This window comes from Paraburkholderia sp. BL27I4N3, assembly GCF_003386115.1.
Classification (GTDB): Bacteria; Pseudomonadota; Gammaproteobacteria; order Burkholderiales; family Burkholderiaceae; genus Paraburkholderia.
In genome coordinates this window covers 5,240,338-5,267,291 of record NZ_QREJ01000001.1, presented here as the reverse complement: position 1 = coordinate 5,267,291, position 26,954 = coordinate 5,240,338, and the positions used below count along the sequence as shown (strand labels likewise).

Annotated in this window: 23 protein-coding genes; 16 read left to right on the top strand and 7 right to left on the bottom strand. The window is 61.0% G+C overall.

Annotated features, from left to right (window positions below):
• The first annotated feature begins 213 nt into the window (after positions 1-213).
• The 4 genes from B0G71_RS24000 (at position 214) to B0G71_RS23985 (ending at position 4,994) form a co-directional block, all read left to right on the top strand.
• Positions 214-1,590, top strand: coding sequence for a DUF3300 domain-containing protein (locus B0G71_RS24000; protein ID WP_258875653.1), 1,377 nt, complete (start codon positions 214-216; stop codon positions 1,588-1,590).
• 9 nt (positions 1,591-1,599) lie between these two features.
• Complete coding sequence (locus B0G71_RS23995; protein ID WP_116148839.1) at positions 1,600-2,559, top strand: DUF2950 domain-containing protein; 960 nt, start codon at positions 1,600-1,602, stop codon at positions 2,557-2,559.
• A gap of 277 nt (positions 2,560-2,836) precedes the next feature.
• A complete protein-coding gene (locus tag B0G71_RS23990) occupies positions 2,837-4,561 on the top strand; it encodes a SulP family inorganic anion transporter (protein WP_116148837.1) in 1,725 nt (574 codons plus the stop codon).
• Positions 4,562-4,595: 34 nt separating this feature from the next.
• Entirely contained in the window at positions 4,596-4,994 is a 399-nt protein-coding gene (locus tag B0G71_RS23985; RefSeq protein ID WP_116144712.1) for an RT0821/Lpp0805 family surface protein, read from the top strand.
• A gap of 176 nt (positions 4,995-5,170) precedes the next feature.
• On the opposite strand, the gene B0G71_RS23980 is transcribed toward B0G71_RS23985, so the two are convergent.
• On the bottom strand, positions 5,171-5,383 hold the full coding sequence (locus tag B0G71_RS23980; RefSeq protein WP_116121599.1) for a DUF2964 family protein: 213 nt from the start codon (positions 5,381-5,383) through the stop codon (positions 5,171-5,173).
• Between the two features lie 241 nt (positions 5,384-5,624).
• Here B0G71_RS23980 and B0G71_RS23975 point away from each other — a divergent pair, with 241 nt between their 5' ends.
• The 4 genes from B0G71_RS23975 to fabI are packed head-to-tail and all read left to right on the top strand — an operon-like array spanning position 5,625 to position 10,959.
• The gene (locus tag B0G71_RS23975) at positions 5,625-7,967 is read left to right on the top strand and encodes a DUF3141 domain-containing protein (protein WP_116148835.1); all 2,343 of its coding nucleotides are present in this window, start codon (positions 5,625-5,627) and stop codon (positions 7,965-7,967) included.
• Positions 7,968-8,018: 51 nt separating this feature from the next.
• Complete coding sequence (locus tag B0G71_RS23970) at positions 8,019-8,957, top strand: phosphate acetyltransferase (RefSeq protein ID WP_116144710.1); 939 nt, start codon at positions 8,019-8,021, stop codon at positions 8,955-8,957.
• 4 nt (positions 8,958-8,961) lie between these two features.
• The gene (locus B0G71_RS23965) at positions 8,962-10,146 is read left to right on the top strand and encodes an acetate/propionate family kinase (protein WP_116144708.1); all 1,185 of its coding nucleotides are present in this window, start codon (positions 8,962-8,964) and stop codon (positions 10,144-10,146) included.
• 30 nt (positions 10,147-10,176) lie between these two features.
• Positions 10,177-10,959, top strand: coding sequence for an enoyl-ACP reductase FabI (fabI, locus tag B0G71_RS23960; protein ID WP_116144706.1), 783 nt, complete (start codon positions 10,177-10,179; stop codon positions 10,957-10,959).
• Positions 10,960-11,017: 58 nt separating this feature from the next.
• On the opposite strand, the gene B0G71_RS23955 is transcribed toward fabI, so the two are convergent.
• Both B0G71_RS23955 and B0G71_RS23950 read right to left on the bottom strand, forming a co-directional pair.
• Positions 11,018-11,521 carry a hypothetical protein gene (locus B0G71_RS23955; RefSeq protein WP_116144704.1) on the bottom strand — a complete coding sequence of 168 codons (504 nt, stop codon included), beginning with the start codon at positions 11,519-11,521 and terminating at the stop codon, positions 11,018-11,020.
• A 178-nt stretch (positions 11,522-11,699) separates the two neighbouring features.
• A complete protein-coding gene (locus B0G71_RS23950; protein WP_106277851.1) occupies positions 11,700-11,957 on the bottom strand; it encodes a hypothetical protein in 258 nt (85 codons plus the stop codon).
• Between the two features lie 503 nt (positions 11,958-12,460).
• Between B0G71_RS23950 and B0G71_RS23940 the strand changes: the two genes are divergently transcribed.
• Genes B0G71_RS23940 through B0G71_RS23930 form a run of 3 tightly spaced genes read left to right on the top strand, consistent with a single transcriptional unit; the run spans position 12,461 to position 17,567 of the window.
• Positions 12,461-14,053 carry an aspartate:alanine exchanger family transporter gene (locus B0G71_RS23940; RefSeq protein ID WP_116144702.1) on the top strand — a complete coding sequence of 531 codons (1,593 nt, stop codon included), beginning with the start codon at positions 12,461-12,463 and terminating at the stop codon, positions 14,051-14,053.
• Positions 14,054-14,099: 46 nt separating this feature from the next.
• On the top strand, positions 14,100-15,095 hold the full coding sequence (locus tag B0G71_RS23935; RefSeq protein ID WP_116144700.1) for a 2-hydroxyacid dehydrogenase: 996 nt from the start codon (positions 14,100-14,102) through the stop codon (positions 15,093-15,095).
• Positions 15,096-17,567, top strand: coding sequence for a mechanosensitive ion channel family protein (locus B0G71_RS23930; RefSeq protein ID WP_116144698.1), 2,472 nt, complete (start codon positions 15,096-15,098; stop codon positions 17,565-17,567).
• A 36-nt stretch (positions 17,568-17,603) separates the two neighbouring features.
• On the opposite strand, the gene B0G71_RS23925 is transcribed toward B0G71_RS23930, so the two are convergent.
• Complete coding sequence (locus B0G71_RS23925) at positions 17,604-17,876, bottom strand: hypothetical protein (protein WP_106309030.1); 273 nt, start codon at positions 17,874-17,876, stop codon at positions 17,604-17,606.
• Positions 17,877-18,062: 186 nt separating this feature from the next.
• Positions 18,063-19,049, bottom strand: a complete 987-nt coding sequence (locus B0G71_RS23920) for a hypothetical protein (RefSeq protein WP_404935480.1) — start codon at positions 19,047-19,049, stop codon at positions 18,063-18,065.
• Positions 19,050-19,433: 384 nt separating this feature from the next.
• Between B0G71_RS23920 and B0G71_RS23915 the strand changes: the two genes are divergently transcribed.
• The 4 genes from B0G71_RS23915 to hpnI all read left to right on the top strand — a co-directional run bounded on the left by B0G71_RS23915 (position 19,434) and on the right by hpnI (position 23,444).
• The gene (locus B0G71_RS23915) at positions 19,434-20,822 is read left to right on the top strand and encodes a DUF2254 domain-containing protein (RefSeq protein WP_258875651.1); all 1,389 of its coding nucleotides are present in this window, start codon (positions 19,434-19,436) and stop codon (positions 20,820-20,822) included.
• A 17-nt stretch (positions 20,823-20,839) separates the two neighbouring features.
• Positions 20,840-21,517, top strand: a complete 678-nt coding sequence (locus B0G71_RS23910) for a carbonic anhydrase (protein ID WP_116144692.1) — start codon at positions 20,840-20,842, stop codon at positions 21,515-21,517.
• Positions 21,518-22,026: 509 nt separating this feature from the next.
• A complete protein-coding gene (locus tag B0G71_RS23905; protein WP_116144690.1) occupies positions 22,027-22,275 on the top strand; it encodes a hypothetical protein in 249 nt (82 codons plus the stop codon).
• Positions 22,272-23,444: a bacteriohopanetetrol glucosamine biosynthesis glycosyltransferase HpnI gene (gene hpnI, locus B0G71_RS23900; RefSeq protein WP_116144688.1), complete on the top strand. Its 1,173-nt coding sequence runs from the start codon at positions 22,272-22,274 to the stop codon at positions 23,442-23,444. Before B0G71_RS23905 ends, hpnI begins: the two co-directional genes overlap by 4 nt.
• A 174-nt stretch (positions 23,445-23,618) precedes the next feature.
• Here the strand turns inward: hpnI and B0G71_RS23895 are convergent, their stop codons facing one another.
• Positions 23,619-23,960 carry a hypothetical protein gene (locus B0G71_RS23895; RefSeq protein WP_116144686.1) on the bottom strand — a complete coding sequence of 114 codons (342 nt, stop codon included), beginning with the start codon at positions 23,958-23,960 and terminating at the stop codon, positions 23,619-23,621.
• A 632-nt stretch (positions 23,961-24,592) separates the two neighbouring features.
• On the opposite strand from B0G71_RS23895, the gene hpnJ reads away from it, so the two are divergent.
• Complete coding sequence (gene hpnJ, locus B0G71_RS23890) at positions 24,593-26,014, top strand: hopanoid biosynthesis associated radical SAM protein HpnJ (RefSeq protein ID WP_106277829.1); 1,422 nt, start codon at positions 24,593-24,595, stop codon at positions 26,012-26,014.
• Between the two features lie 283 nt (positions 26,015-26,297).
• On the opposite strand, the gene B0G71_RS23885 is transcribed toward hpnJ, so the two are convergent.
• Positions 26,298-26,954, bottom strand: a complete 657-nt coding sequence (locus B0G71_RS23885; RefSeq protein WP_116144684.1) for an amino acid ABC transporter permease — start codon at positions 26,952-26,954, stop codon at positions 26,298-26,300.

Below are 26,954 nucleotides of genomic sequence, written 5' to 3'. Positions count from 1 at the left end.
TGGCATCTTCGCTCTCATCATTGCGTCCCGGGCATGCAGTGCGCAATCGGACCAAGGTCGTATTTGCAACAGGGCACCCGTCGGGTCCAAACTGTTTGCAGGGCACGTGTGTCTCGTTTCCATTGCTTCGGATAACTGTCTTTTAAAGGTCGTTTAAAGGCCGCAAGCCTGCTTGAGTGTGAAGAGTGAGGGGAAGCAACAATGGACCGCGTTATGCGTGCTTTTGAACGGATCATCCCGTTTGAGTGGGCGCCCGACAGGTGGCCGCGAGCGATCGTCGTGCAGGAACTCAAGTTGCCCCGGATCTCGATCCATGCGGTCATCGTCGCAATGCTGGCGCTCTACGTCATGTCGTCCGCGACGGTCTCAATTGCGCAGGCCCCCGCGGCTGACGTCGGCGCGGCCGCCGTTCCCGCTGCGACGCTCGACAAACTTGTCGGACCCATTGCGTTATATCCGGACGACCTCGTCGCCATCATTCTTCCCGCCGCGACTTATCCGGTCGAGATCGTGCAGGCGGATCGCTTCCTCGATCAGCGCAAAAGTGACAAGTCGCTCAAACTCAACGAGAACTGGCACGATCCCGTGAAGGCCTTGCTGAATTACCCCGAGGTCGTCAAAAGAATGAGTACGGATCTCGACTGGACGATCAGCGTCGGCGAAGCCGTCGTCGCCGATCAGGGCGCGGTACTGGAGGCGGTGCAGCGCTTCCGGCGTCAAACGCAGGCGGCGGGTCAGCTCAAAACCGACGACAAGCAGGTCGTGGTGGTCGAGAAGGAGGTGATCAAGATCGTCCCGGCCGACCCGCAGGTAATTTACGTGCCGCAATACAACCCGACCACCGTCGTGGTAGCCGGCGCACCTCCGAGCTATGCCTACCTGCCTGCACCTTATCCGGCCTACTACTATCCGTACGCTCCGGGTGCGGCGCTCGCGACGGGCCTGATATGGGGAGCGGCGATTGGCGCGGCCTGGAATGGCGGACACTACGAGGCTCATTACGGAGGCGGCGGCAATAACAATATCAACATCAACCGGGAGAGGAACGTCGAGCGAGGCGATCGGGAAAGGAATGTCGAGCGAGGCAATATCAACACGGGCGATGTCAACCGCACGCGAGGCCAGGGAGGGCAATCGTCCGCATGGCGATCCGAGAAGAAGCCAGGCCAGGTGAGCGGCACGACAGGCCGCGCCGCCGGCATGCAACGGGTCGGCGATGCACCGGCCCGCGGCGCCGCGGGAGGTGGTAATGCGGCGTCAGGAGGACGGCAGCAAGCGGCTCAACGCCCGGCTACGCCGGCCGCGAGAGACCAGGGTGCTCAGCGCCCCGCTTCGGCAGGCACGCGGGACCACGGCGCGGGGGCCTCGCAAAGGGGCGGGGGCGATGCGTTTAGCGGCTACGGATCGGCGCGCGACGCACAGGCGAATAGTTCAAGGGGCGCGGCGAGTCGTCAGTCGTTCTCAGACTCCCACAGCCGGGCTTCTGGCCATTCCGGCGGTGGATTTTCATCGGGAGGCGGGCGCGGCGGTGGCGGTGGCGGCGGGTTCCAACGTGGCGGTGGCGGCGGCCGCGGTGGTGGACGGCGATAGGGGATGACAATGACTGACCCGATCAGGACCGGCACGAACCGGCGCGCGGAATGGCGGCCCCGCCTGGCAATATGGTGCGGGTTATACGCGATGGTTCTCGCATTGCTGATTCCGCTTGGTGCCTTCGCCGCGGAGCAGCGCACGTTCGCGACGCCGGAGCAGGCGGTCACCGCTTTGTCCGAGGCGCTGAAGGCCCGCGATGAAGCGACGCTAGTCGCCATTTTTGGCGAGGCGCACAAGCGCCTGGTGGTGTCGCCGGATCAGGCGGAGAACGAAGCGAATTGGGCCAAGGCGAGCGCGGAACTGGATGCCTTCCATGTCCTCGATGAAGCCGGACCGGATCGGCGGATTCTACTGGTCGGCGACGAGGCCTGGCCGATGCCGATTCCCATCGTGAAGGAGAAGGGTAGCTGGCGGTTTGCCACGGAACTCGGCGAGGAAGAAATCCTGAATCGGCGTATCGGCGCAAACGAACGTGAGGCAATCCACGTGCTGCGCGCCTATGTCGACGCACAGCGGGAATATGCGTCACGTGATCGAAACAATGACGGCCTGCTGGAATACGCGCAAAAGCTTGCCAGCACGCCCGGCAGGCAGGACGGCCTTTACTGGCGGACGGACGAGAGCAGCGGTGAGGAAGCCAGTCCATTCGGACCGCTGATCGCCGCCAGCTCAGCGTATCTGAAGGGCCACCAGGCGGGTGACGCTTATCGGGGATATCACTTCCGCATCTTGACGCGGCAAGGCAAGAACGCGGCGGGCGGCGCCTTCAGCTACATCATCAACGGGCACATGCTCGCCGGCTTTGCGATGGTCGCCTATCCGGCCGAATATGGCACGACCGGTGTGATGACTTTCGTGGTCAACAACAACGGGGTGATTTACCAGAAAGATCGTGGCGCGAACGCGTCGCCTGTCACGATGTTCGATCCGGACCACACATGGCAGCGCGTCAACGATCCCTATTGAGGCGGTCGCCGCGCTTGATGCCCGGCTCTGGTGGGTCGCCGGCGGCTTCGACGGTACGACAGTACGACAGCGTGGCCACGCAGGCATCTAGGACCAAGGTCCGATGTGGACCGCGCAGACCACCGACTATGCTTGAGGAGCAGCACGGCCCGGCCTGGGAGCATCGCGCACCGGATCGCGGAACGGCGTGCGGCCCTGCTCCTGTCGAGTTTGCTTCCGTCTGCGAGGCGCTACGTTGACCAACGAATCCAGCGTCACCGAGCCGGTGACGGATCAGATGCCCGCGCGCGGGTGGCGCAACGTGTTTCCGCCCGCGCAATGGCTCGGAGCCTATCAGCCTCGATGGCTCGTCAAGGACGCGGTAGCCGGAGTGACGCTCGCGGCCTACGGGATTCCGGTTTCGCTCGCGTATGCGCTGCTGGCCGGTTTACCCGCGCAATACGGCATCTACGGTTATCTCGTCGGGGGACTCTTCTACGCACTGTTCGGCTCGTCGCGCCAACTCGCGATCGGTCCGACTTCGGCGATCTCGATGCTGGTCGGCGTGACTGTCGCGGCGATGGCCAATGGCGATCCGGCGCGCTGGGCTTCGATCGCGGCGCTCACGGCCTTGGTGATCGCCGGCATGTGTCTGGTGGCCTGGCTGCTACGCTTGAGTTCATTGGTCAATTTCATCAGCGAGACGATCCTGCTCGGCTTCAAGGCGGGCGCGGCGTTGACTATCGCGATGACCCAACTGCCTAAACTCTTCGGGGTCAAGGGCGGCGGAGAGTCGTTCTTCGAGCGGATTGCCGTGCTCGGCGGGCAGCTAGGGCAGACCAATCTCGTCGTGCTCGGATTTGGTCTGGTCTGCATTGCGTTGCTGCTGCTCGGCGAAAAATATCTGCCGGGGCGTCCGGTTGCACTCTTCGTCGTGATCGCGTCGATTGTCGTCTTGTCCATTACGCCGCTGGCCGGTTCCGGATTCAAGCTGGTGGGCGCCCTGCCTCAAGGCTTGCCCGAATTCCGCCTGCCAGGGTTGCGGATACGCGATGTCGATGGCGTCATTCCACTCGCTTTTGCGTGCCTGTTGCTGGCGTACGTCGAAAGTGTTTCGGCGGCGCGCGCGCTCGCGCAGGCCCACGGTTACGAGATCGACGCGCGCCAGGAATTGCTCGCTCTGGGAGCCGCGAATCTGGCTGCCGGATTATTCCAGGCGTATCCGGTCGCAGGCGGACTTTCTCAATCGTCGGTGAATGACAAGGCGGGTGCGAAGACTCCGCTTGCGCTCGTATTCGCGTCGATTGCCATCGGGCTCTGTCTCATGTTCCTGACAGGTTTGCTCGCCAACTTGCCCAATGTCGTGCTGGCGGCCATTGTACTGGTGGCCGTGAAGGGGTTGGTCGATATCGGCGAGCTACGCCATCTCTGGCGCGTCAGCCATTTTGAATTCGCCATCTCCATGGTCGCGTTCGCGGCGGTGCTGATGCTGGGAATTCTGAATGGCGTGATCGTCGCGGTCATTGTCTCCATGCTCCTGATCATCCGGCGTGCCGCGCATCCTCATGTGGCGGTGCTAGGGCGTATTCCTGGCACGCGCATTTTCTCGGACATCGAACGGCACGCCGAGAACGAGGAGATTGCGCATGTGTTGACCGTGCGCGTCGAGGCATCGCTGCTTTACTTCAATGTCGAGCACGTGCGCGAGACCGTCTGGCGGAGAATCCGCGCCGCTTCCGAGCCAGTCGAACTGGTGATCTGTGACCTGTCCGCTTCGCCGGTTGTCGACCTCGCGGGCGCGCGGATGCTGAAGGCGTTGCACGACGCGCTGCTGGCCGCCGGCACGGCGATGAAAGTGGTTGCCGCACACGCGGAGGTGCGCGACATGCTTCGTGCCGAGGGACTCGAAGATCGTTTTGGCCACATCGGCCGGCGCGGCTCGGTGGCTGACCTCGTCGACGAGTTTCAGTCGCAGGAGAATATTGCCGATGGCCCAGGTGTGGCACCACAGGCCGCTACGTGATATGTGGCCGTACCGCTATCAACGGAGATGATCCATGCAAGCGCATTCCCCCATGACCGTCCATTTGTTCGCGCGCCGGCTCGCCGGCGCCGCGTTGCTGGCCGGCGCGACTTTTAGCCATGCCGCGAATCTGAATTTCCTGAAAGACACGCCGGTGAGCTACATGAAGGAAGCTGACCGTAAAGCGCTCAACGATGCAGCCCAGGTGGCGCTCGAAACCAAGAAAGATGGCGAATCGATGGAATGGAACAACTCGGGCACCGGCAACTCCGTTTCGATCAAGGGCACGGTGACTCCGCGCGATACCTCGAAGGAGGGCGACAGAACTTGCCGCACCACGACGCTTGTCGCGATTGCGAAAGGCCAGACGCAAAGCTGGACGCCGACTGTCTGCAAACAGGGCAGCGGCCCCTGGAAGATCCTCAGGCAATGAGCGGAGCGTCGCAACGGGCGACGCCGACCCGGGAAAATTCTTTCTGGAGAGTGCAAATTAGCAAACGGGAAAAGCAGGATACCGGGAAGGCGGCGGGGGGCGCGGTTGAGCGCGGCGAACCTGGCGATGCTGCCAGCCAATCGCGGCGGGTTTGGCAGCAGCGATTGCGCCGCCCATCAGCGGGGTTCGCCTCGCTTTCTCGACCGGTGGTTTGCCATGGGGTTTAGTGCTATGACGAATGTCGCCACGCCAATGATGAGTGCCAGGACGCCATAGCGGAATTCTTGTGGCACTTCATAGAGCAGACCCCGGATCGTCGCATAGAGTCCCCCGATCCAGATAAAAACGCCAACCGCCGCGCAGCCGATTCTAAATTCAGAGCGTTTCATTAACGTCCCCCGGCACTCGCGCGAAGTTGAATTTCAGTTTAGGACATCAGATGCCGCTGCGGGAGCGAGGAATGACTTTTAGGTCTGGATAACCGGGGGTCGGTTCGTCGGACCAAGGTCGTATTGCCTGTTGTCGGGAGAAGGGCCATTGTGGTGAGCCGTATCGATCGGCAAACCACAGATTGGCGTTGCGATGGCATGACGCTACAACGTTGGCCATTATGTGGAGGGTCATGCCATGATGGACGCAAAGAATCAGATCTCCCGGAGTCAGGAGATCGCCGCGAAGGTTGCGCGTCTTTATCAGAAGCGCTCGCAAATCGCGCAGCAGGGTTTCAGCCAACGCGTACATGATGCCGCGACCCGTCTCGGAGCCGACCGCGGCACCGGGTCGCCAGGCAACGCATGGGCTGCCGCGCTCGACCCTTGGGCTGGCTACCGCCATGCCGTCGACGTGATGCAGCGCACGGTACTCTTTTGGGACACGCTGCGCCAGCGCGGAAATAGTTTTGTCGATCAGACGTCTCGCGGATTGCAGCCGGTGCTGCATTTTGCTTACGAGACCGTGCTCGACGCCCGCCTGTTCGCGCGTCCTGTCAACTATGCGTTGCTACGTATCCTGCCGCCCGAAGGCGTGTCGATCGACATGCGCAAACGCCCTTATGTGATCATCGATCCGCGCGCGGGTCATGGCCCGGGCATCGGCGGTTTCAAGGACGATTCACAGGCGGGGGTGGCGCTGAAGGCCGGGCATCCGGTGTATTTCGTCATCTTTTTCCGCGACCCGGAACCCGGCCAGACAATGCTCGATGTTTGCGCGGCGGAGCAACAGTTCGTCCGGAAAGTGTGCGAGTTGCATCCCGACAGCGCTAAGCCCGCGATCGTCGGCAATTGCCAGGGCGGCTGGGCCGCAATGATGGTGGCGAGTTCCGACCCGGACCATACGGGGCCGCTCGTCATCAACGGCGCGCCGATGTCTTACTGGAGCGGCGCGTGGAGCGAAGGGGAGGGCGACAACCCCATGCGTTATTCTGGCGGCATGCTGGGAGGCGCCTGGCTCGCGTCACTCACCGCGGATCTCGGCAACGGCAAGTTCGACGGTGCCCATCTGGTTCAGAACTTCGAGAACCTCAATCCCGCCAATAGCTTGTGGGACAAGTATTACCACCTCTTTGATAACGTCGATACGGAGCCGCCGCGTTTCCTTGACTTCGAACGCTGGTGGGGTGGGTACTATTTAATGAACCGTGAAGAGATTCAGTGGATTACGCAAAATCTGTTCATCGGCAACAAACTGTGGTCCGGGGAAGTCAGAGGCGTGGGTGGCGGCGCATTCGATCTACGCGACATCAAGTCGCCAATCATTCTGTTCGCCTCGCTCGGCGATAACATCACGCCACCGCAACAGGCGTTCAACTGGGTCGCCGACATCTACGGCAGCACGGAAGAAATCAAGGCGCGCGGCCAGGTGATTGTCGGGCTCATGCACAAGAGCATCGGCCACCTCGGCATCTTCGTGTCAGGCAAGGTGGCGAAAAAAGAGCATACGCAGATCACGTCGGTGCTGGAGACGATTGAGACGTTTCCACCGGGACTGTACGGCATGGAGATCACCGAACGCGAAGGAGCGAACGGCGCGACTGAATACGACGTGGAACTGCGTGAACATCGGCTTGAAGAAGTCAGCGCGCGGTTCAACCGGTTCGAGCGAGTGGACGAGCAGCCATTCGAGGCCGTGAAGCGGGTCTCGGAGTTGAATCAGCGGGCGTACGAGTTCTTCGTTCAGCCCTTTGTGCAGGCCATGTCGAACGAGACGACGGCCACTTTGCTACGGCAATTTCATCCGCTGCGCGCGCAGCGTTGGGCATTCTCGGACATGAACCCGTGGCTCGCCTGGCTTGGACCGGCCGCCGAAGCGGTCAGCGCGACACGCAAAACGGACGCACAGGCTGACATGCCGCTGCGGCAGTTCGAACGATATGGCGCCGACATGATCAGCGCATCGCTCGACTACTATCGCGCGATGCGTGACGCCGCGACAGAAAGTGCATTCTTCTCGCTCTACGGCAACATGTTTTCCGCGTATGAAGGCGGCGAGCGGAACGATGCGCTTGAAAGATCCGCTCGAGCCGAGGCGAATCCGCGAGAACTGCCGTTCGTTAAGGATGCGCTTTCGTCGATGACCGAGGGCGGCTACAGCGAAGCCGTTGCGCGGGTGGCCTGTCTGCTGGCGCGGCGAGGCGAAGCACTTCCGCTTGCGCGGCTGGTGTTGCGCCAGCAACTCGCCGAGGATTACGCGGAGTACCTGCCGCAACTTCCGCCGGATCAGTGGCGGCGCATTCGCGGCGAGCAGGAAATCATCGTGTCCTATGAGCCGGATCAGGCGCTTGCGACGCTTCCCGTCCTGCTCGGCGACCGCGAAGATCGCAGCAAACTGCTCGGGCTGATCGCCAAGCTGCTTGCCGATAGCCGCGTGCAAGGCGCAGAGCCAACGCCCGCACAGTTGAGCATGCTAGAAGGCATTCAATCGATTCTACCTGTGAAGGCCCAGCGCGGGCCTCAAGCATCGGCATCCGCGCGTTAGGTCCTTGACAGCGATGCCAGCCAGCCGGGCCTCCGGCACGAAGGAGATCTCATGGACCGCGAGCATGACAAGTATCAACGGCTCATCGACTTTTGCCGTACGCAACAGCCAGTCATCACCGCAGTCGCGCACCCGTGCGATCGAAGCTCGCTGGAAGGCGTGGTTCAGGCAGCGCAGCTTGGGCTGATCATACCGATTCTCGTTGGGCCGCAGCAGCGCATCCAGGCGATCGCCGCGCAAGAGAACCTGGACATCGCGGACTTCACCATCGTCGATGCACCGCACAGTCACGCCGCCGCTGCAAAGGCAGTCGAACTGGTGCGCGAAGGCAAAGCGGAGGCGCTGATGAAGGGCAGTCTGCACACGGACGAACTGATGGGTGCGGTCGTGAGCCGCGAAAGGGGGCTGCGCACGGCGCGCCGGGTAAGCCATTGTTTCGTGATGGACGTGCCTGGGCACGAGAACGCGCTGATCATCACGGACGCAGCCATCAACATCGCGCCCACGCTTGCGGAGAAAGTCGACATTCTGCAGAACGCCATTGATCTTGGGCACGCGATGCAGATGCCTGAGGTGCGCGTGGCTATCCTGTCGGCGATCGAAACAGTGAGTCCGAAGGTGCCATCGACGATCGAGGCCGCGGCCTTGTGCAAGATGGTCGACCGCCATCAGATCACGGGCGCGCTCGTCGATGGCCCGCTTGCGCTCGACAATGCAATCGATCTCGAAGCGGCACGAACCAAGAAGATCGACTCGCCAGTAGCCGGCCGCGCGAACGTGCTGATGGTGCCCGATCTGGAAGCGGGCAACATGCTGGCAAAAAGTCTGTCTTTTCTTGCGGGCGCGGATGCCGCGGGCATCGTGCTCGGCGCGCGCGTGCCGATCATTCTGACGAGTCGCGCGGATTCGGTCAGGACGCGGCTAGCGTCTTGTGCGGTCGCGTCGATGGTGGCGCGGATGCGCAAGGAAGAAGCCAGACTCATGGGGTGAAGCGATGGCCGATGTCATTCTCGTACTCAATGCCGGCTCGTCCAGCATCAAATTCAGCGCCTTCGATGCCGAGTCGCAGGATCTGGCGCTGGTGCTGCGTGGCCAGATCGAAGGCCTTTTCTCTGCGCCCCGGTTCCTGGCGTTCGACCAGTCCGGCGAACAACTCGGCGTCAAAGAGTGGGGCGCTGCCGCACGGCTCGAACATGAAAGCGCGATTGCCTATATCGGTGAGTTCTTGCGCAGCCATCGCGGCGGCAATCGCCTTATCGCGGTGGGGCATCGCGTGGTGCATGGAGGCCAGCATTTCACGCAACCGGCGCTTGCCACCACCGAAGTACTCGACGAACTCGACAAGCTTGCATCACTGGCGCCGTTACATCAGGTCCACAATCTGAAGCCGATTCGCATCATCGCGACGCAGAATCCGGCGATGCCTCAGGTGGCCTGTTTCGATACCGCATTTCACGCAACCCAGGGGGAACTCGCTTACGCCTTCGCACTGCCCGAGTCGATTACGTCGCGCGGCGTGCGGCGCTATGGTTTCCACGGTCTTTCATACGAATACATCGCGAAAGCGTTGCCGCACATCTCACCGGAGGCCGCGAAAGGGCGCACCGTGGTCGCGCATCTGGGCAACGGCGCCAGCATGTGCGCCATGTTGGCAGGCCGCAGCGTCGCGAGCACGATGGGCTTCACCGCTGTAGACGGACTGCCGATGGGCACGCGCTGCGGCAATCTCGATCCCGGCGTCATCCTGTATCTGTTCGACGAACTGGGCATGAACGCGCGCGAGGTGGAAGACCTGGTGTATCGCCGCTCAGGTCTATTGGGTGTGTCCGGCATATCGAGCGATATGCGCACTCTGCTCGCGAGCGACGACGCCCGCGCGCGTTTCGCGATCGAGTTGTACACGTACCGGATCGGGCGCGAACTCGGATCGCTTGTGGCCGCGCTCGATGGACTCGATGCACTGGTCTTCACGGCCGGCATCGGCGAGCGGTCGGCGGAAATCCGCCGGCGGGTCGCTGAAAAGGCGCGTTGGTGTGGCATCGAACTTGACGAGAACGCAAACGCTGCGGACGGTCCACGCATCAGTGCTGCTTCGAGCAAAGTCAGCGTATGGGTCATTCCCACCAATGAGGAACTGATGATCGCGCGGCACACCCGTAATCTGATTGGCGCTCACTGAACGAGCGTGAGAGTGTAAGGAGATCTTGTGATGAGTCTGGATCATCCACAGCCTGTTTTGCAAGGCGCGAAAGCGCTCGTGACGGGTATTGCGAACGAACACTCGATCGCTTATGGCTGCGCAAAGGCGTTTCGCGAACTGGGCGCCGAACTGGCCATTACCTACGCCGATGAAAAGGCGAAGCCCCATGTCGAACCGCTTGCCACGGGTCTGAACGCACCGATTTTCATGCCGCTCGACGCGTCGAGCCAGGAAGAACTGGAAGCAGTATTCGGGCGGATCACGAGTGAATGGAATCAGCTGGACATCATGGTGCATTCCATCGCGTGGGCGCCGAAGGCCGACCTTCAGGGAGGGCTGCTCAATAGCTCGTCTGAAGGGTTTGGCGCCGCGATGGATATCTCCTGCCATTCGTTCGTGCGCATGGCGCGGCTTGCCGCACCCTTGATGAAAAATGGAGGATCGATGTTCACCATGAGCTATCACGGTGCGAACAAGGTCGTCCCGAACTACAACCTGATGGGCCCCGTCAAGGCTGCGCTCGAAGCTTGCGCGCGCTATCTTGCCTATGAACTCGGACCGCAGGGTATCCGCGTACATGCGATCTCGCCGGGCCCGTTGAAGACGCGTGCGGCATCGGGCCTGAAGGACTTCGACCTTCTGCTGACAGAAGCGGCCGAGCGCGCACCGCTCGGCGAGCTGGTCGACATCATGGACGTCGGTTTCACCTGTGCCTTTCTCGCGACGCCGTATGCGCGACGTCTCTCGGGTGAGACGTTATATGTCGATGGAGGGGTGCACATCATGGCGTGATCCGCTCGATGCGGTTAACCTCAAACGCATCGACCTGACAGAGATGATCGGTTTGCCGCTAGAACCGGTTGCGCATGCTGGGATCGAATCTCGGATCGGGCTGTCTCTGCGTCTGCCGCAAGATGCCCTGATCATCGAAGTAGAAGTGGTAGAGCAGATGGTCGATATTGTTCTCCAGGTAGCGGTATGACCAGACCTCCCGGTTGGTTCGCTTAAAGTAGGCGGTTTCGAAGGGGCGGCCAAAATTGACGAGCACGTCGTTGCGGGTCCACTTACCTATCTCCGCGCGATGGAACTCATTGTCCTGAAGTACTTGTCGAACACCCAGCACCTTGCCGGAAGCGTCGATGTCGGCTGCGGTCGTTGTCGTACCCATGGGCTGGGTCGGCCACATCAGCCGCTTGCCGCCGTTCGGCAAATCGTAAGTTTCCTTGGGCGGACCCAACCGGCCGATAAGTACGGACTGGTCTGCACCAGCCTCGACCTGCCGGTGCGGTTCCGTGCAAGCCGCGAGAAACAGCGCCACGGTACATGCCGTTAAAAATGCGAGTCGATTAAGCATGTGAGTGCTCCGGTACGGGTGATCAGACCTGACAGTCTCTGTTCTCACCGAACATTCGCGCCGCGCTTAACAGACGAATGCAGGCATGGGTTGCTATCGGACGTGCTTGCTACGCTCGAAACAACGAGGCTGCGGTAATCTGGCGACGCTCAGTTTGGTGACGGGCATCGATCCAGACTCAGTACTTGATGTTTCGGGCCGCCTGGCGTCCCTGCTCCTTGGTGTGTCGCTTGTCCTGCCGGCATTGCGAATTGCTTTGCTGATTGGCGGCGCGGCAATCCTGCTTGGTGTGTCGCGCGCCCTGGCGAGTGTCCTGGCGAACATCGCGTCCGGCACGGCGTTGCTGCGCCTGCTCCGTCGCCCAGCACGCTCCCGTCGAAGCCGTGAGAAGCGTTGCGACTACGAGCCCGGTGAATCGACGGTTCCATTTAGACATGGCATGACCTCCAGTAGGGTGCGTGGGCCGCTGCTGAAGGACTGGGTTGCGGGGACGTCGGCCGCCTTCGGGGCCGCAGTGTCGAACCGGGACGCATCGATCAGCGCAACACGCAGGCGCGTGGCAGCAAGCGCTTCAAACTTCTGGATGTTGGCGCCGCGAGCGCCGCGCGGATGTCGGGCTCGTACTTCTTCGCTTCGACGTCTGGTTTGACGCCCCTGAATAATAAGCACCGACTTGATGGTTCGTTACCCAAATTAATGCTCTGGCTCCGCTTACCATCGTAGTTCAAGCTACGAGTCTGCGCCTGCCGTTAAGGCATCGGACCATGGTCGTATTGTCATTCCAGGCCTTTAAACCTAGATTGAAATTTCGCCTTCAGACAGTCGAAAAAAAAGCTTCAATCCCAGCTAATGTGACCGGGCGAGCGTCAAGCGGGTGGAGCGACCCTGGCGCGGCGGTTCGATACGCCGCAGCGTCCTTGTGCTTCAAAAGGAACTGTTATGGATGCACTCAGGACGTTGCTCGAGACCCAGCAACTCTTCACGCTGTTTCTGACGGTCGCGTTGGGTTATCTGGTCGGTGAGATCAGCATCAAGGGGGTGTCGCTCGGCGCCGGGGCGGTGCTGTTCGTCGGGTTGGCCATGGGCGGTTTCGCGCCCAAGGCTGCACCGCCCGCGCTGCTCGGCACGCTCGGGCTGCTGCTCTTTCTCTACGGCATCGGCATCCAGTACGGCGACCAGTTCTTCAAGGGCCTGACGAGCATCGAGGGCCTCAAGGCCAATGCGGCCGCGGTGCTCGGGGTCGTGATCGGCGGGCTTGTGTCCGTTGCGTTGGTGCCGCTCTTCGGCGTGAAGCTGGAGGAGGCGCTAGGCATGTTCGCGGGCGCGGGCACCAGCACCGCGAGCCTGCAAGCCGCGATGGCCGCCATGAAGAGCGACGGCCCGACGGTGGGCTACAGCGTCGCGTATCCGGTGGGCGTCGCTGGGCCGATCCTCTTTCTGTACGCCCTTAGCGCTCTGCTCAAGCCGAACATCGCGCGGCCGCCGCCCAAGCTCGTCGAGACCGCCGAGATCGCCTTGAGAAATCCGGCGTTCATCGGTGTGACGCTGGCGGAGTTCGCGGCACGCATGCCGTCAGGGCTTGGGATCGCCGCGGTTCGCCGCGACCACCGCAATCGGCCGCCCGCCGACGATCTCGTCCTCGCCGCCGACGATGTCCTTCTCGCCACCGCCACGGACCCCGCCGTGCTGCGCGAGGCCACCTCGATGTCCGGCGAACTGCAGCCCGGCCGCATGGCGAGCCATCGGGAGGATCTCGACTACGCGCGTGTGTTCGCGTCGAGCCGGCGCGTGGTCGGAAGCATGTTGCGCGACATCCGTTTCCCCGAGGGCGTCGTCTGCACGATCGCACACGTGCGCCGCGGCGACGCCGACCTCATGCCGAACCCGGAGCTCGTCCTCGAATTCGGCGACCGGGTCGGCGTGCTCGTCAATCGCGCGCACCTCAAGCCGATTCGTGCTCTATTCGGCGATTCCATCAAGGGCACGGCCGAGCTGAACTTCATCTCGATTGGCGCCGGCGCGGCGCTGGGCCTCCTGGTGGGCGCGATTCCGCTCACGATTCCGGGGGGCGGCAAGCTCGCGCTCGGGCTCGCGGCGCTCCTCCTGACGGCGCTCGTCCTCGGCCGCGTGCGGCGCTTCGGGCCGTTCGTCTGGACGATGCCGCTCTCGGCCAATCTGGTACTGCGCAACTTCGGTCTGACTATCTTCCTTGCGCAGGTGGGCATTACCTCTGGCCCAAAATTCTTCGCGACCATCGGCGTAACGGGCGTGTCGTTTCTGCTCTATGGCGTCGCCATCCTTCTCGCGCTCGTCGTCGTTACGGCGCTTGTCTGCCTATGGATTTTCAGGCTGCCGTTCGACATGACGGTGGGCGTCATCAGCGGCGCGACGGGTAATCCGGCGATCCTCGCATTCGCTAACCGTGTCGCGCCGACCGATCGGCCCGACGTCGGCTACGCAATGATTTTCCCGTCGATGACCATTGTGAAAATCCTGTTCGTGCAGGTTGCCGTGCTACTGACGGGCGGATAGTGCGTCGGCCGAACCCCCGAACCTCGACCAGCCACGGAGGCCCTCGATGGACATAGCCGTCTTCAGCGCGAAGCCTTACGACCGCGAGTATCTCAACGCCGCGAACGCGGCGCACCGCCACCGTCTTCAGTACTTCGACGTGCCCCTCGACGTCGAGACGGCCGGGCTCGCCGCAGGGCACGGCGCCGTATGCATCTTCGTCAATGACCTCGCGGATTCGCCTGTACTTCAGGCGCTAAAGCAGGGCGGCACGAAGCTTGTCGCTTTGCGCTGCACCGGGTTTAACAACGTCGATCTGAAAGCGGCGGACAGCCTCGGGATCAAGGTGGTTCGCGTGGTGGACTACTCGCCGAACTCGGTGGCCGAGCATGCTGTCGCGCTGCTGATGGCGATCAACCGCAAGATCCACCGCGCCTACAATCGCACGCGCGATTTCAATTTTTCTCTCGACGGCCTGATGGGCTTCGACTTGTGCGGCAAGACGGTCGCTGTCATCGGCACAGGGAAGATCGGGCGCGTCTTCGGCAAGATCATGGTGGGGTTCGGCTGCAACGTGATCGGCTATGACAGGTTTCCGTCGCCGGAATTCGAGGCGTTAGGAGCGCGTTACGCGCTGCCGGGAGAAATCGGCGTGAGCGCGGACATCATCTCGCTGCATTGTCCGCTTACCCCCGAGACTTATCACGTCATCGACGCCGATGCGCTTTCGCGCGCGAAGCCCGGCGCGCTGCTGATCAATACGAGCCGCGGCGCGCTCATCGACACCGAGGCGGTGATTGCCGCGCTGAGAAGTGGCCAGTTGGGCGGTCTTGCGATCGACGTGTACGAGCAGGAGGCAGAGTTGTTTTTTCGCGACCTGTCCGGCACCATCATCGCGGACGACATACTGCAGCGGCTCATCACTTTTCCGAACGTGATCGTGACGGGACACCAGGCTTTTCTCACGCGCGAGGCGGTCACGACGATCTGCGCAACGACCCTGCAAAGCGTCACGGAGTTTGAGACGGGCAAGCCGCTTTCGAACCAGATTAGCGCGAGCTGAATGCAACCCTCTGCGGACGTAACGTGCGGGCGGGTGAGTTTCGCCCGCTTATGGCTGAGCGTGACAGGCTTCCTCGTTCTGTCGGCGGCGCTCATCAATCCGGCGGCCGCCGCGTTGCCATCCGGGTTGCAAAACCTCGTCGACAATGCGACGGGTGGCTCTGCGCCGGCCGCCTCGGCGGCGCAGGCTGCATCGGCACCAACGCTCGCGAGTCAGGCCGAATTGGCGCGCTCGCTGGACAGCCTGATCGGCACGCTCGAGAGCGACCCACAGCGCAAAGCGCTGGTCGGCCAGTTGAAGGGGCTTCGTGCGGGTACCCAAAGTGCCGCACCCGTGGTGCCGGCATCGTCAGCACAGGACAACAGCGATCTGCTCGGCGCGATTGCCTCAGGCATTGCGTCTGTCGAGACGGATCTGAGCGAGGGTCGCACACCGTTGCATTACTGGGCGGCTCGTGCGAGCGCGGCGGCCAACGATTTTTGGACCATTCTCAGAGGCGCAAGCGGCGAGTCGTTCGGCAACGTCCTGCTTGGCCTGATCGGGACGCTCGCGGGCTGGGCCGCGTGCGCTGGCCTGTTGATCTATCTCCGGCGGAGCGTCAGTGCACGTTATGGCTGGAAGGTCACGCTCGAACCGAGTCCAACTTCATTCGAACTTTTGAGTTTTGCATTTTGGCGCACGGCGCCATGGATCGTCGCATTCGTGGCGGTGGCGTTGTTCACGCGAGGAATGCCTGACGCGCTGGGCAGCACGTTAGGGCTTTTGATCGTTTATACAATAGTCGCCGGTTCGATTTTCTCGGCGCTCTGCCTGATCGTGTTCTCGGCGTTCAATACGGCCCACCGGCGTGTCGCGGTTCACCAGTTGCTCGCGCAAAGCCGCTGGCCGCTGTTCGCGATCGGTGCATGTGGCGCGCTCGGCGACGCGACGGCCAATCCAGACGTCACGGGCCTGCTCGGCGTGAATCTCGCCGGGCTCGTATCGGCATCCGCAAACGTGGCAGCGGCCGTCCTGATCGGTTATTTCGCAATCGCTTACCGCCGGCCTGTCACGCATCTGATACGCAATCGCCCGTATGCGGGAAGGCGTGACCACAAACTCGCCACGGAGGCGCTCGATATCCTCGCATCGCTGTGGCACATCCCGATCCTTTTAATCGCGATCGCGTCGGTCGTTGCGATTATCGACGCGCGCGGTTCGGAAGAAAACGTTTTGCGGCCGTCGCTTCTCAGTGCGTTGTTACTCGTGCTCACGCTGTTCGTGTCGGCGCTGCTGATGCACCTGACGCGTCGGAGGGACACCCGCGCACATCGCCGCGCGCCGCATCTGATGCGACTCTTGCGCTTCGCGAGCACGCTACTCGTTCTTCTGATGTGGCTCGCGTTCATTCAATTCGAACTGGACCTGTGGAGCGGTCCGATTGCGCGGATGATCAAGCACGGCACGATGACACCCAGTTTCAAGCACGCGCTGGTTACAGTCATCGCGACGGTTTTCTGCGCCTGGTTCATATGGATACTTTGCGATACCGCAATCCTCAACGCGCTGGGCCCGAGCAGTTCGCGGAACAAAGCACTCGATCCCAGCGTGCGGGCACGCACGATGTTGCCGCTCGTACGCAACGCTGTTTCCGTGACGGTTGTGACGCTCGCTGCCATCGTTGCCGCTGCCACTCTGGGCGTCAATCTGACACCTCTCCTTGCGGGTGCGGGCGTAATCGGTCTCGCAGTCGGCTTTGGTGCGAAGGCACTCGTTACCGATCTGATCACGGGCCTCTTCATCATTATCGAGGAGACGATCTCGGTCGGCGACTGGATTGAGATTGACGGCAGCCACGCTGGCGCCGTTATGGATCTGACGATCCGCACGGTCCGCTTGCGCGACGGACAAGGTGCGGTTCACACCATTCCCTTCTCGCAGATCAAGATCGTGAAGAACCTCTCGCGCGACTTCGCCAACGCGGTGTTCGAGGTGCGGGTGCCCTTCGCCGTTGAACTCGATGACGTCACACGCATGATTGTGGAAGTAGGCGCCGATCTGCAGGAAGATTTTCGCCTGCGCAACGAAATACTTGCGCCCGTCGAAGTGTGGGGGCTAGACCGATTCGAGGCTAACTGGATGGTCGTGAAAGGGCAGATCAAGACACGGCCGCTGCAACAGTGGAGCGTGGCGCGCGCTTTTAACGCTCGACTCAAGCGCAAGATGGATGAAGCGGGTATTGAAATTCCTGTACCGCATATGCGGCTTCATACCCCGGCAAACGGGCCCAATGCATGGTCGCAGTCTGACGAGGACGCCGAGGACGACAGCGGGCAAACGAACGACGCGAACAGTGAGGCAGCGCGCAGTCCGGCTAGTACCATGCCAGTCGAACCGCGGGTGCTCAAGGAGCCGCCCGCAACTCAGCCCGTGGTCCAGACAGGTTCCAGATCGTCCATCAATTCCCCCGGTAGCGATACCGGACGTCTTTAAGATGCGGTACGTGAGCCATTGAAAAAAAGAATACTTTTACTGGCTCGTGCCGTGTTGGGCTGCTTCAACCGCAGTGTCGCGCTTCTTTTTCGCTTCCGCTTTCTTGTGGTCGTAGACTTTTTTGGCAGCCGCGACCTCACGGTTGTATTCGCGATTCGCTGCGGCAACCTGCTGGTGCATCCTGACGATCTCATCAGGATGTTGAGAGGCTGTCGATGAACTCGCGCCGGAACTTTGTTGCGCCCAGGCGCCAGGAAGGGACAACAGTGCAGCGGAAGCCGTAATGACGGCCGCAATGGTGCTTTTCATGAAGATCTCCGCGTTGGTCTGCCAGGCAGCGGACTTCAGCCTATACAGATTGAGCGAGATGTTATATAGGACTTTGGTCCAATGAGGCGGGTTGGACAGCCTGCACGCTGTGCGGAGTCAGCCAGCCGCTCGCAACGTGCTGCTGATGCTGACAAACCGGGATTTGAGGGCGACGGTCCAAAAGAGCTAGAAACTCATTGCAAACCCGAATGAAACGCCATGCACGTTGTGTCCGAACACGTATCGCACCATCGCGCGCGTGCGCGTGATGATGATGGGATACCTGCTGCTATCGAGTTCAAGCCCGACTCCCAACGACGTGAGGTCATTGAACCCCAGCACGCCGGCGCTGTCGCCATAATAGTGCGAGTACGCGGCTTCCAGCACATAGCGGATCGGCCGGTCCAGCGCGTGCCAGCCGGTGGGGGCCCGCCAGCGTGTCCACAGGCTCAGTTGCTGCGCCATGGCCGATCCCTGAACTGCCTCCGATGAACCGCCGAAACTGCGCAGGTAGATGTCGGTGGCACGCAGTTCGGCATCGATTTCGTAGTTTTCGCGGTAATGCTCGTAGTCGAGCATGAGTGAGCCACCGTAGCCGTACGCGTCCAGCGAGCCATTCTCGAGAAACTGTAGATTGCGATCAGTGACGTGATTGAAGATCGACTGCCCCACCTTCAGATCGCTTGAAACACGTCCGATCGTACCGTTCAGGATCGGACGGAACACCAGTTCATTTGTGATCCGGAAATCCCAGCCGAGGCCCACCGTGCCGCTGAAAGTGTTCCATCGTGTCGGCACCGGACGCTGCTCCGCGCCCTCTGTAGCCACAAAGGTCGGATCGTAACGACTATAGGCGAGCGTGCCCTCCATGTACAACGGGAACGACTTGCTGATAGTGAAGCCGCCCCCGAACTGCGTCTGACCAAAGCCGGGATTGCCCGTAGTGCCGTTATTGACCGACAGGTTACTGGTCGTAACGTCGGGCACTGTTGTGTAGGTCATGATGGAGAGCACAGCGTTGGCATGTTGCTTCACATTTCCACCGACCACGGCACTCCCCGGCGGTTGGCTCGGCGCGGTCTGCGCATTCGACGGGCACGGCAGCAGGGCGAAGGTCAGAGCGCCGCACATCCATGCTGCGCGGCGGGGCCGACGCGCCGGGAGCGCGGGCATTTCAAGCGACCTCGCCATGGCCCGCACAATTGCAACCTGCCACACAGCGTACCGAACGAGCATGACACACTCCTGTCAGTTAGATCGTTCTGCTTGTCTTCCACGAGACCGCCATTCCGTGCCAGCACAATAGTTCGAGACAACCGACCCGGCGCGTCACGACCGCTCAACCGTTCGCAGCACCAGGAGCAGGCTACATCGAAGCCCGCCCAATTGTATCGCTGAACGAGCCGATAGATTTCGGTGCCGATTACGGTAGTTGAGCTCGACGTCCCTATTCTGTGGGCCTAAGGTCTCATTGACCGGCCTGAAGTTCAGGGAACATATTGTGTCAGGGAGGTCCGTCTGTCCGCCGGTCGCGCACCGCGGCTAGAGAAGGAGGTCATGGACGTTCCCGCAGCGCTGGACTGGACACCGACGGGTGTCCGCTGCAATATGAATCGTAGGGAGATAGCAGGCATGGGCTGGAATCGCTGGTACAGTTTGAAGAGCTATCTGAGATCTTCGCTGTGGACCGTGCCGCTCTTCGCCGTCGCGATCTATGCCGTGGTGAAGCCTGCGACCGAAATGGTGGGCAGGTGGATGATCAGGCAGGGGAGCCTTGATCCTAAGACCGGCTTTCTTGGGCTGTCCATGACTGGCGCGCGGTCGTTGCTCGGTGACATCGTTTCCGCAGACATGGCGTTTCTGGTGTTTACGTTCGGTTCGCTGCTCGTCGCAATCCAGGTCGCTGGCGGTCAGTACACCCCGCGGATCATCGCGACGACACTGCTGCGCGACAACATCATTCGTGGCATCTCGGGATTGTTCGTTTTCACACTGCTGTTTGCAAATAGAACGCTGGCGTGGATGGGGGAAAATGAGGTACACCAGCTTCAGTTGTTCATTGCGGCGCTATTTGGGTTCGCTTCGGTCGTCGCTTTCCTTTTCCTGATTGATTACGCCGCGAAATTTCTGCGTCCCGTGAGTCTTGTGGCTCGCGTCGGAGAGCAAGGGATCGCCGTCATCGAGAGCGTTTATCCGGCCCCGACTGCGGACGGAGCGACTCCCGCGAATCGTGATAAAGAGCGAGACGTGCCGGACCACATTGTTCGTCACCACGGCAAGTCCGGCATCGTTCTGGCCTTGAATCTGGAAATGCTGGTGGCCAAGGCAAGGCGTGCCGACGCAGTCATCGAATTCGTGCCGCAAGTCGGTGATTTCGTCGCGATGGGCGAACCCTTGTTCTATTTGTACGGGAACTCTGGCGCAATCGACGACGGCAGGCTGCGCGCGCTCGTTGCTTTCGGAACGGAGCGCACGATGGAGCAGGACCCTATGTTCGCGTTTCGCATCCTGGTGGATATTGCGCTGAAAGCGCTTTCGGCAGCGATCAACGATCCCACCACGGCGGTGCTTGCGATCGATCAGTTGCACCGGCTATTGCGGCTGGTGGGCAAACGGTCTTTGCACATCGAAGAGATGGTGGATGGGTCGGGACGGGTGCGTGTGATCTTGTGGACGCCCAAATGGGAAGACTTCGTGCACATCAGTTTCCGCGAGATACGACAGTGCGGCGCGGGCAGCATTCAAATCGCGCGGCGTCTGCGTGCGGCGTTAGAGAACCTCATCCAGAGGCTGCCGGAGCATCGTCATGCCGCGTTGCTCATCGAGTTGATGCTGCTCGATCGCGCGATTGCATTGAAGCATCCGTTTCCGGAGGACCTGGCGTTGGCACGTATCCCTGACTCGCAAGGGCTTGGAGGTTCGGCAGCCTCGCCGGCGAACAACTAGCCTTGCGGAGGCAAGCCGTGCGCAAACTCATAATGGGTATCGTCGAATTCCGCGAGAAAATGCTGCCGCAATACGCGAAGCAGTTCAGCAAGCTCGCGCTTTCGCAAGCGCCTGACGCGCTCTTCATCACGTGCTCGGACAGCCGGGTTGTACCCGATCTGCTTGCCTCGACCCATCCGGGCGATCTGTTCACGATGCGCAACGTCGGCAACCTGGTGCCGCCGGCGACCGCAGAGGGAGTGTCTACCGGTGACCTCTCCGAGGCGAGCGCGATCGAGTACGCAGTGCTAGTGTTGAAAGTCGCGAATATTGTTGTGTGCGGGCATTCCGGGTGCGGTGCAATGAAAGCCGTGTCTACACGCAACGCCAAGCTGAAAACGCCGAACCTCGATAAATGGCTGTGCCACGCCAACACTGCGGCGTTTCGCCTCGAACACGAAGGTCCACTCGATGACAGGCTGAAACCGCACGATCAATTGTCGCAACTCAACGTACTTGTGCAACTCGAGCATCTCATGACTTATCCGATCGTGCGCCAGCAGGTCACTGCCGGGGCGTTGGTGCTGAGCGGCTGGTGGTTCGACATCGCGACGGGCGACATGTATGCCTACCTGCGCACGAGCCGCTCATTCGAAGTCATCGACCGCGCGATGGCTGACCGGATCATTGAGCGCCTTGCCGCACGGGCACGGTGAATGGTTTGTCGCAGTACGGTTCGCGGAGTGAAGTCGAATCGATATGCAAAGTATTGCTTACGTTGCCAGTTCGTGAACCGTCGTTCACGCGTTGCTGATACCCAGTTTGAAATGATGCATCGTACTAGCCAATTTTGGTCTAGGCTGTAAAAGCCAGAAAGCGAATGGCCCGGTCGTCGGCACGGGTCACCCGCACCGGGAGGCGCGCTCAATGGGCTTTGTGTTGTCAGCCGTGATTTTCTTAACGTCGACTGGATTCCTTGTCGACGCTGCGCTGGCGCCGACCCCGCCGGCGGTGATTGTGCCAGCCTCCGCTCCCGGTGCAAGCGAAGGCGGCACCACGGTCCCGCAGTTAAGCCCGGAGGGCTCCGGCGAAGCCACCGCTCCCTAGGCAGGCTCTAGTTTTACCTCCATCTACACGGCGCAGTTCGTCCAGAGCGAGTTTTTACTTGCAAGCATTTCATTGGTCAAAAACTGTAAGCGCACTAGCGGTGCTTACGCGAGGCTTCATGAAAACTTCATTCTTGCAGGCGCTGTTGTACGACGTTTTCGATAAATATTTCGATCCTGCGTTTGCTTTCATCGAGAGGACCGAGGAACCATGTGCAGTGGAGTTTGATGCCCAGCCTGCGTCAGTCGCCGCCGATGCGCAGGTGCTTTGCGCGCCGCGCCGTGTCCGGGCACGACGTTTTGCAACGAGGCGGTGCCTTCGCGAGGGCGTCAGGTTCTTCCACTTCCTGCCTGGCCACGCAGCGTGAGCGCCGTGCGTCTTTTGATCGCGGCCATGGCGGTGGTGTGCGGCGCGGGGGCGGTATTCGGAATCGCCTATACGATCGTCGCGGCCCTGCTAATCAGACGTTTTTTCCGGCGCTCGGCGTGCGTGCCGAGCAGCTATCCGCCAGTCACCGTCGTCAAACCGCTGTACGGCGACGAGCAGGGACTGCTTGCCAATCTTTCGAGCTTTTGCCACCAGGACTATCCCGGCCCGGTGCAGTTTCTGTTCGGCGTGAACGACCCGGCGGATCCGGCGCTACTCACGGTCGATGCCCTGCGGCGCCTGCATCCCGAAGCACACATCACCGTGGTCGCCGATGCGCGGCTGTATGGGCCGAACCGCAAGATCAGCAACATCCTGAACATGATGCCGCAAGCGCGATACGACGTACTGGTGTTCGCTGACAGCGACGTGAGCGTTGCACCGGACTACCTGGGCAAGGTCATCGGCGAGTTGCAGGAGCCGGGCGTCGGACTCGTCACGTGCATTTATTGCGGCAAACCCGAGGCGGGTTTCTGGCCGCGCCTTTCGGCGAAAGCCACCAACTACCAGTTCCTTCCCGGCGTGGTAATCGCCCTCGAACTGGGCCTCGCGCGGCCATGTTTTGGACAGACCATCGCGATGCGACGCACGACGCTCGACAAGATCGGCGGCTTTGAGCAATTCGGCAGGCATCTGGCCGAGGATCATGCGATCGGCGAGGCGGTGCGGCTCGCTGGCGAAAAGGTGTCGATCCCGCCCTTCACGGTCGCGCATGCCTGCGTTGAAAGCAGTGCGCGCCAGCTGATCGCGCACGAACTGCGTTGGAGCCGCACGATCCGCCGTGTCGATCCACTCGGGTATCTAGGGTCGGTGCTCGTTCACCCGCTCGCATTCGCACTGTTTGCCGTGATGTTGTCCGGCGCCGCCGCGTGGTCGTGGCAACTCGTCCTCGCGACAATGGGCGCCAGGCTCGCGCTCGAGCTGGTGTCGGACCGCGTTCTGCGTCATGCACATCGCGATCTATGGCTGTCGCCGCTGTGGGATATCGTTTCCTTTGCGATATTCGTCGCGAGTTTCTGGTCGTCGCGTGTCACATGGCGCGGCTTCCGTTTCGAAGTCGACAGTGACGGCCTGTTGTCGTCTGTTCAGGACGAACGGGTAATAGATTGATGCAGCAAAAGCGATTCGCGCGCACAAGTTGGGCTATGCGGGAGGCGGGTTGCTTCAAAGTGCCGGCATCGCTGCTGTGGGTTCTGATGTACAAATAGCCTCTACTGACCAACTGTTTGCTATAGATGGGATGTCTTATCGAACCGACGCGCGGACGTTCGTCGAAGATCGCGTCTACGGGTCCACCTCCAGCGTTACGCCGGCGCATCGAAGCACGTGCAGGTAAGCGACCGTGTCCCCGACGGCGGCGGCGGCCTGCTCCGCAAGCCTCCACATGTACGCTGACTTTTCGGCGCGCGCCATCATCGTCTCGAGCGCGTCCGAATCTGCGAACCCGTGAGCTGCCGCTGCCCCGAGCACGGCATCGAGAACGCGTCGGGCCGCAACTCGGGCGGCAATCGGCGCCAGCGGAGCACGATAGGTAAGAAAGCCTGCCATCAGCAAAAATTCGGTCGGGCTGATGTGCTTGCAATTACCAAGAGGAACACCGTCTGTATTGACTCGATCTTGCATCATGGTTCGTCTCCGGCTTTGCAGCAGCAAGCGCTGTGATTGCGCGAATCCGTGTCGCTATTGCCGCTGGCCGTTCCGTAGGGGATTCGACGACGGCACGGTGCTGCGCGGCGCCGGACACCCTTTGATGTCTGGGGCGAGTCTTGGCCGGCGCAGAGATAGTCTAGTACAGGATGAATCGCCAATGCCGTCAAACGCGGCTACGATTGCCACAGCGTTGCCTTTTAAGTGTGTGTTTCGCTAAGCTGGGCGTCGACACCGGGTCGATACCACCTTCCACTTCCAACGTATTCGCGCTGCGACGGCTGGCAGGTTAATAGGTCAATTTTTTTGCCCTGCCGACACTCCAAGACGTAGTATTCTTGATCCGCCTCCTGATCCCCAGCTATAGCCGCCGCCTTACTACTTCGCGTCGACTGTCGTGCGGCTCTGAGAATATGATGGTGCGGCGAATCGCTGCGCGCCAGTACCCCGTACCCTCGGGGCTCACAGGAGACGAGGACGTCCAAGGCAACTGTGCAGTCATTGTCATCTTTTTGAAGGCTTCGAAACACTTGGCGAACATCGCCGAGGCCTGGCGAGTCCGTGCGGGTGACTGATCCCGGCCACGCAGACTATTCTCTTCGAGGGCATTCATGAAAACGCTGTTTCTGCAGGCACCTTCGTATGAAGGCTTCGACGGCGGAGCGGGTTCACGCTTCCAGACGAAGCGCGAGATTCGATCATTCTGGTACCCAACGTGGCTAGTCCAGCCCGCTGCGCTGATTGAGGATAGCCGCGTCGTGGATGCTCCCGCGGATGGCCTGTCGCTGGAAACGACACTCGATATTGCTCAGCAATACGAACTGGTCATTATTCACACAAGCTCTCCATCGTTCCAGACTGATGTTCAATTCGCAGAGCACTTAAAGCAGCGGAAGCCCTCAATCCTCATCGGGATGATCGGGGCAAAAGTCGCCGTCGATCCTCAGGGCTCATTAGCCGCGAGCGACGCACTCGACTTCGTGTGCCGTGAAGAATTCGACTTCACTTGTCGCGAGATCGCACAGGGCCTCCCGTTCGCATCGATTCTCGGTCTGAGCTATCGCCTGGCCGACGGCGGGATCACGCACAACGAGGCCCGGCCGATTCTCGAAGACATGGACCAGTTACCGTTCGTCTCGCCGATCTACAAGCGCGACCTGACGCCTGAGAACTACTTCAGTGGCTATCTCAAGCATCCGTATCTGTCGCTCTACACAGGGCGAGGCTGCAAATCCAGGTGCACCTTTTGCCTATGGCCGCATACGGTCGGGGGGCATCGCTACCGCACGCGTTCGGTCGAGAACGTCCTCGCAGAAGTGAAATGGATCAGGGACAACATGCCCGAAATCAGGGAGATCATGTTCGACGACGATACCTTTACGGATCTCAGACCGAGAGCCGAGGAGATCGCTCGTGGTCTTGGCAAGTTAGGGGTGACGTGGTCGTGCAACGCGAAGGCGAACGTGCCATATTCAACCCTCAAGGTCATGAAAGAAAATGGGCTGCGGCTCCTGCTCGTCGGATACGAATCCGGCGACGACCAGATTCTTGTGAACGTCAAAAAGGGCCTGCGAACGGATATGGCTCGCCAGTTCAGTGACGATTGCCGCAAGCTCGGCATCAAGATCCACGGCACGTTCATTCTCGGACTTCCCGGCGAGACGCGCGAAACGATCCAGAAGACAATCGAATACGCGAAAGAGATCAATCCCCACACGATTCAGGTGTCGCTCGCCGCGCCCTATCCGGGAACCGTCCTTCATAAGCAGGCGGTCGAGAACGGATGGTTGAATGAAGGGAAGGTCATCGCCCTCATCAATTCGACAGGCACCCAAGCTTCCACTATCGGCTATCCGCACCTGTCGCGCGAAGAGATCTACCTTGGCGTCGAGGAATTCTACAAACGCTTTTATTTCAGACCAACAAAGATCTGGGAAATCGTTCGCGAGATGCTGATAAGTTGGGAGATGATGAAACGGCGTCTGCAGGAAGGCGTAGAGTTTTTCAGATATCTTCATTCGCGCAGGGCATGAAGCGCCGGTGCGCGGCGACAGGCGAAGCCTCGACATTGGACCAACGTACGATCGTCGCGCAAGCATCACGGGTCAGCTACGCAGCTATCCTGCCGCCTAAGCCGACATTCCAGAGCGGGTCGGCGTAAAGCATGTGTTCGTCAAAGCGGCAGCCGGCATCGCGGGTGATCGAAAAACTCGTGCGAACGCGGCCGGTCGTAACCAAATGACTCAGCAAGTCGGTTAAAAAGAGGGCGCCGCTTCATTCGGTCGCCGCTTTTTGTTCATGCGCGGGAGCGAGGCATCAACGATGTTGCCCCACCTTCTGCCGTCTTTCCAGCACTCGCGCGTACCACGTCAGCGGGAAGCACATGGCGAAGTAAATCATCGCGACCATGCCGTAAATCGGGAACGGGCGGAACGCGGCATTGGTGATCATGGTGCCGGTCTTGGTCAATTCGGTGAAGCCGATGATCGACGCGAGCGCGGTGCTTTTCACCACCTGCACGAGAAAGCCGACCGTCGGCGCCACCGCGATTTTGCGCGCCTGCGGCCACACGATGTAGCGCAACTGCTGGCCGAACGTCATGCCGAGGCTCGCGCCCGCGGCCCACTGGCCGCGCGGCACGGCTTCGACACAGCCACGCCAGATATCGACCAGATACGCGCTCGTGTAGAGCGTCAAGGTGACGGTGGCGGCGACCCACGGCGACACATCGACACCGAGCAGCGGCAAGCCGAAAAACGTCAGAAAGAGCTGCATCAGCAGCGGCGTGCCCTGAAACACCTCCACATACAGCACGACGATGCGGCGCAGCCAGGCGATCGGCGACACGCGCATTGCGAGCAGAATCAGTCCGACAACGCCGCCGCCAACAAACGCGATCAGCGACAGCAACACAGTCCAGCGCGCGGCAAGCAACAGATTGCGGGCGATGTCCCACAGCGTGAATTCGACCAT

Bases quoted from the DNA above. Each gene is read 5' to 3' on its own strand.
- B0G71_RS24000 (WP_258875653.1), top strand. From the start codon at position 214: ATGCGTGCTTTTGAACGGATCATCCCGTTTGAGTGGGCGCCCGACAGG.
- B0G71_RS23995 (WP_116148839.1), top strand. From the start codon at position 1,600: ATGACTGACCCGATCAGGACCGGCACGAACCGGCGCGCGGAATGGCGG.
- B0G71_RS23990 (WP_116148837.1), top strand. From the start codon at position 2,837: ATGCCCGCGCGCGGGTGGCGCAACGTGTTTCCGCCCGCGCAATGGCTC.
- B0G71_RS23985 (WP_116144712.1), top strand. From the start codon at position 4,596: ATGCAAGCGCATTCCCCCATGACCGTCCATTTGTTCGCGCGCCGGCTC.
- B0G71_RS23980 (WP_116121599.1), bottom strand. From the start codon at position 5,383: ATGAAACGCTCTGAATTTAGAATCGGCTGCGCGGCGGTTGGCGTTTTT.
- B0G71_RS23975 (WP_116148835.1), top strand. From the start codon at position 5,625: ATGGACGCAAAGAATCAGATCTCCCGGAGTCAGGAGATCGCCGCGAAG.
- B0G71_RS23970 (WP_116144710.1), top strand. From the start codon at position 8,019: ATGGACCGCGAGCATGACAAGTATCAACGGCTCATCGACTTTTGCCGT.
- B0G71_RS23965 (WP_116144708.1), top strand. From the start codon at position 8,962: ATGGCCGATGTCATTCTCGTACTCAATGCCGGCTCGTCCAGCATCAAA.
- fabI (WP_116144706.1), top strand. From the start codon at position 10,177: ATGAGTCTGGATCATCCACAGCCTGTTTTGCAAGGCGCGAAAGCGCTC.
- B0G71_RS23955 (WP_116144704.1), bottom strand. From the start codon at position 11,521: ATGCTTAATCGACTCGCATTTTTAACGGCATGTACCGTGGCGCTGTTT.
- B0G71_RS23950 (WP_106277851.1), bottom strand. From the start codon at position 11,957: ATGTCTAAATGGAACCGTCGATTCACCGGGCTCGTAGTCGCAACGCTT.
- B0G71_RS23940 (WP_116144702.1), top strand. From the start codon at position 12,461: ATGGATGCACTCAGGACGTTGCTCGAGACCCAGCAACTCTTCACGCTG.
- B0G71_RS23935 (WP_116144700.1), top strand. From the start codon at position 14,100: ATGGACATAGCCGTCTTCAGCGCGAAGCCTTACGACCGCGAGTATCTC.
- B0G71_RS23930 (WP_116144698.1), top strand. From the start codon at position 15,096: ATGCAACCCTCTGCGGACGTAACGTGCGGGCGGGTGAGTTTCGCCCGC.
- B0G71_RS23925 (WP_106309030.1), bottom strand. From the start codon at position 17,876: ATGAAAAGCACCATTGCGGCCGTCATTACGGCTTCCGCTGCACTGTTG.
- B0G71_RS23920 (WP_404935480.1), bottom strand. From the start codon at position 19,049: ATGCCCGCGCTCCCGGCGCGTCGGCCCCGCCGCGCAGCATGGATGTGC.
- B0G71_RS23915 (WP_258875651.1), top strand. From the start codon at position 19,434: ATGGACGTTCCCGCAGCGCTGGACTGGACACCGACGGGTGTCCGCTGC.
- B0G71_RS23905 (WP_116144690.1), top strand. From the start codon at position 22,027: ATGAAAACTTCATTCTTGCAGGCGCTGTTGTACGACGTTTTCGATAAA.
- B0G71_RS23895 (WP_116144686.1), bottom strand. From the start codon at position 23,960: ATGATGCAAGATCGAGTCAATACAGACGGTGTTCCTCTTGGTAATTGC.
- hpnJ (WP_106277829.1), top strand. From the start codon at position 24,593: ATGAAAACGCTGTTTCTGCAGGCACCTTCGTATGAAGGCTTCGACGGC.
- B0G71_RS23885 (WP_116144684.1), bottom strand. From the start codon at position 26,954: ATGGTCGAATTCACGCTGTGGGACATCGCCCGCAATCTGTTGCTTGCC.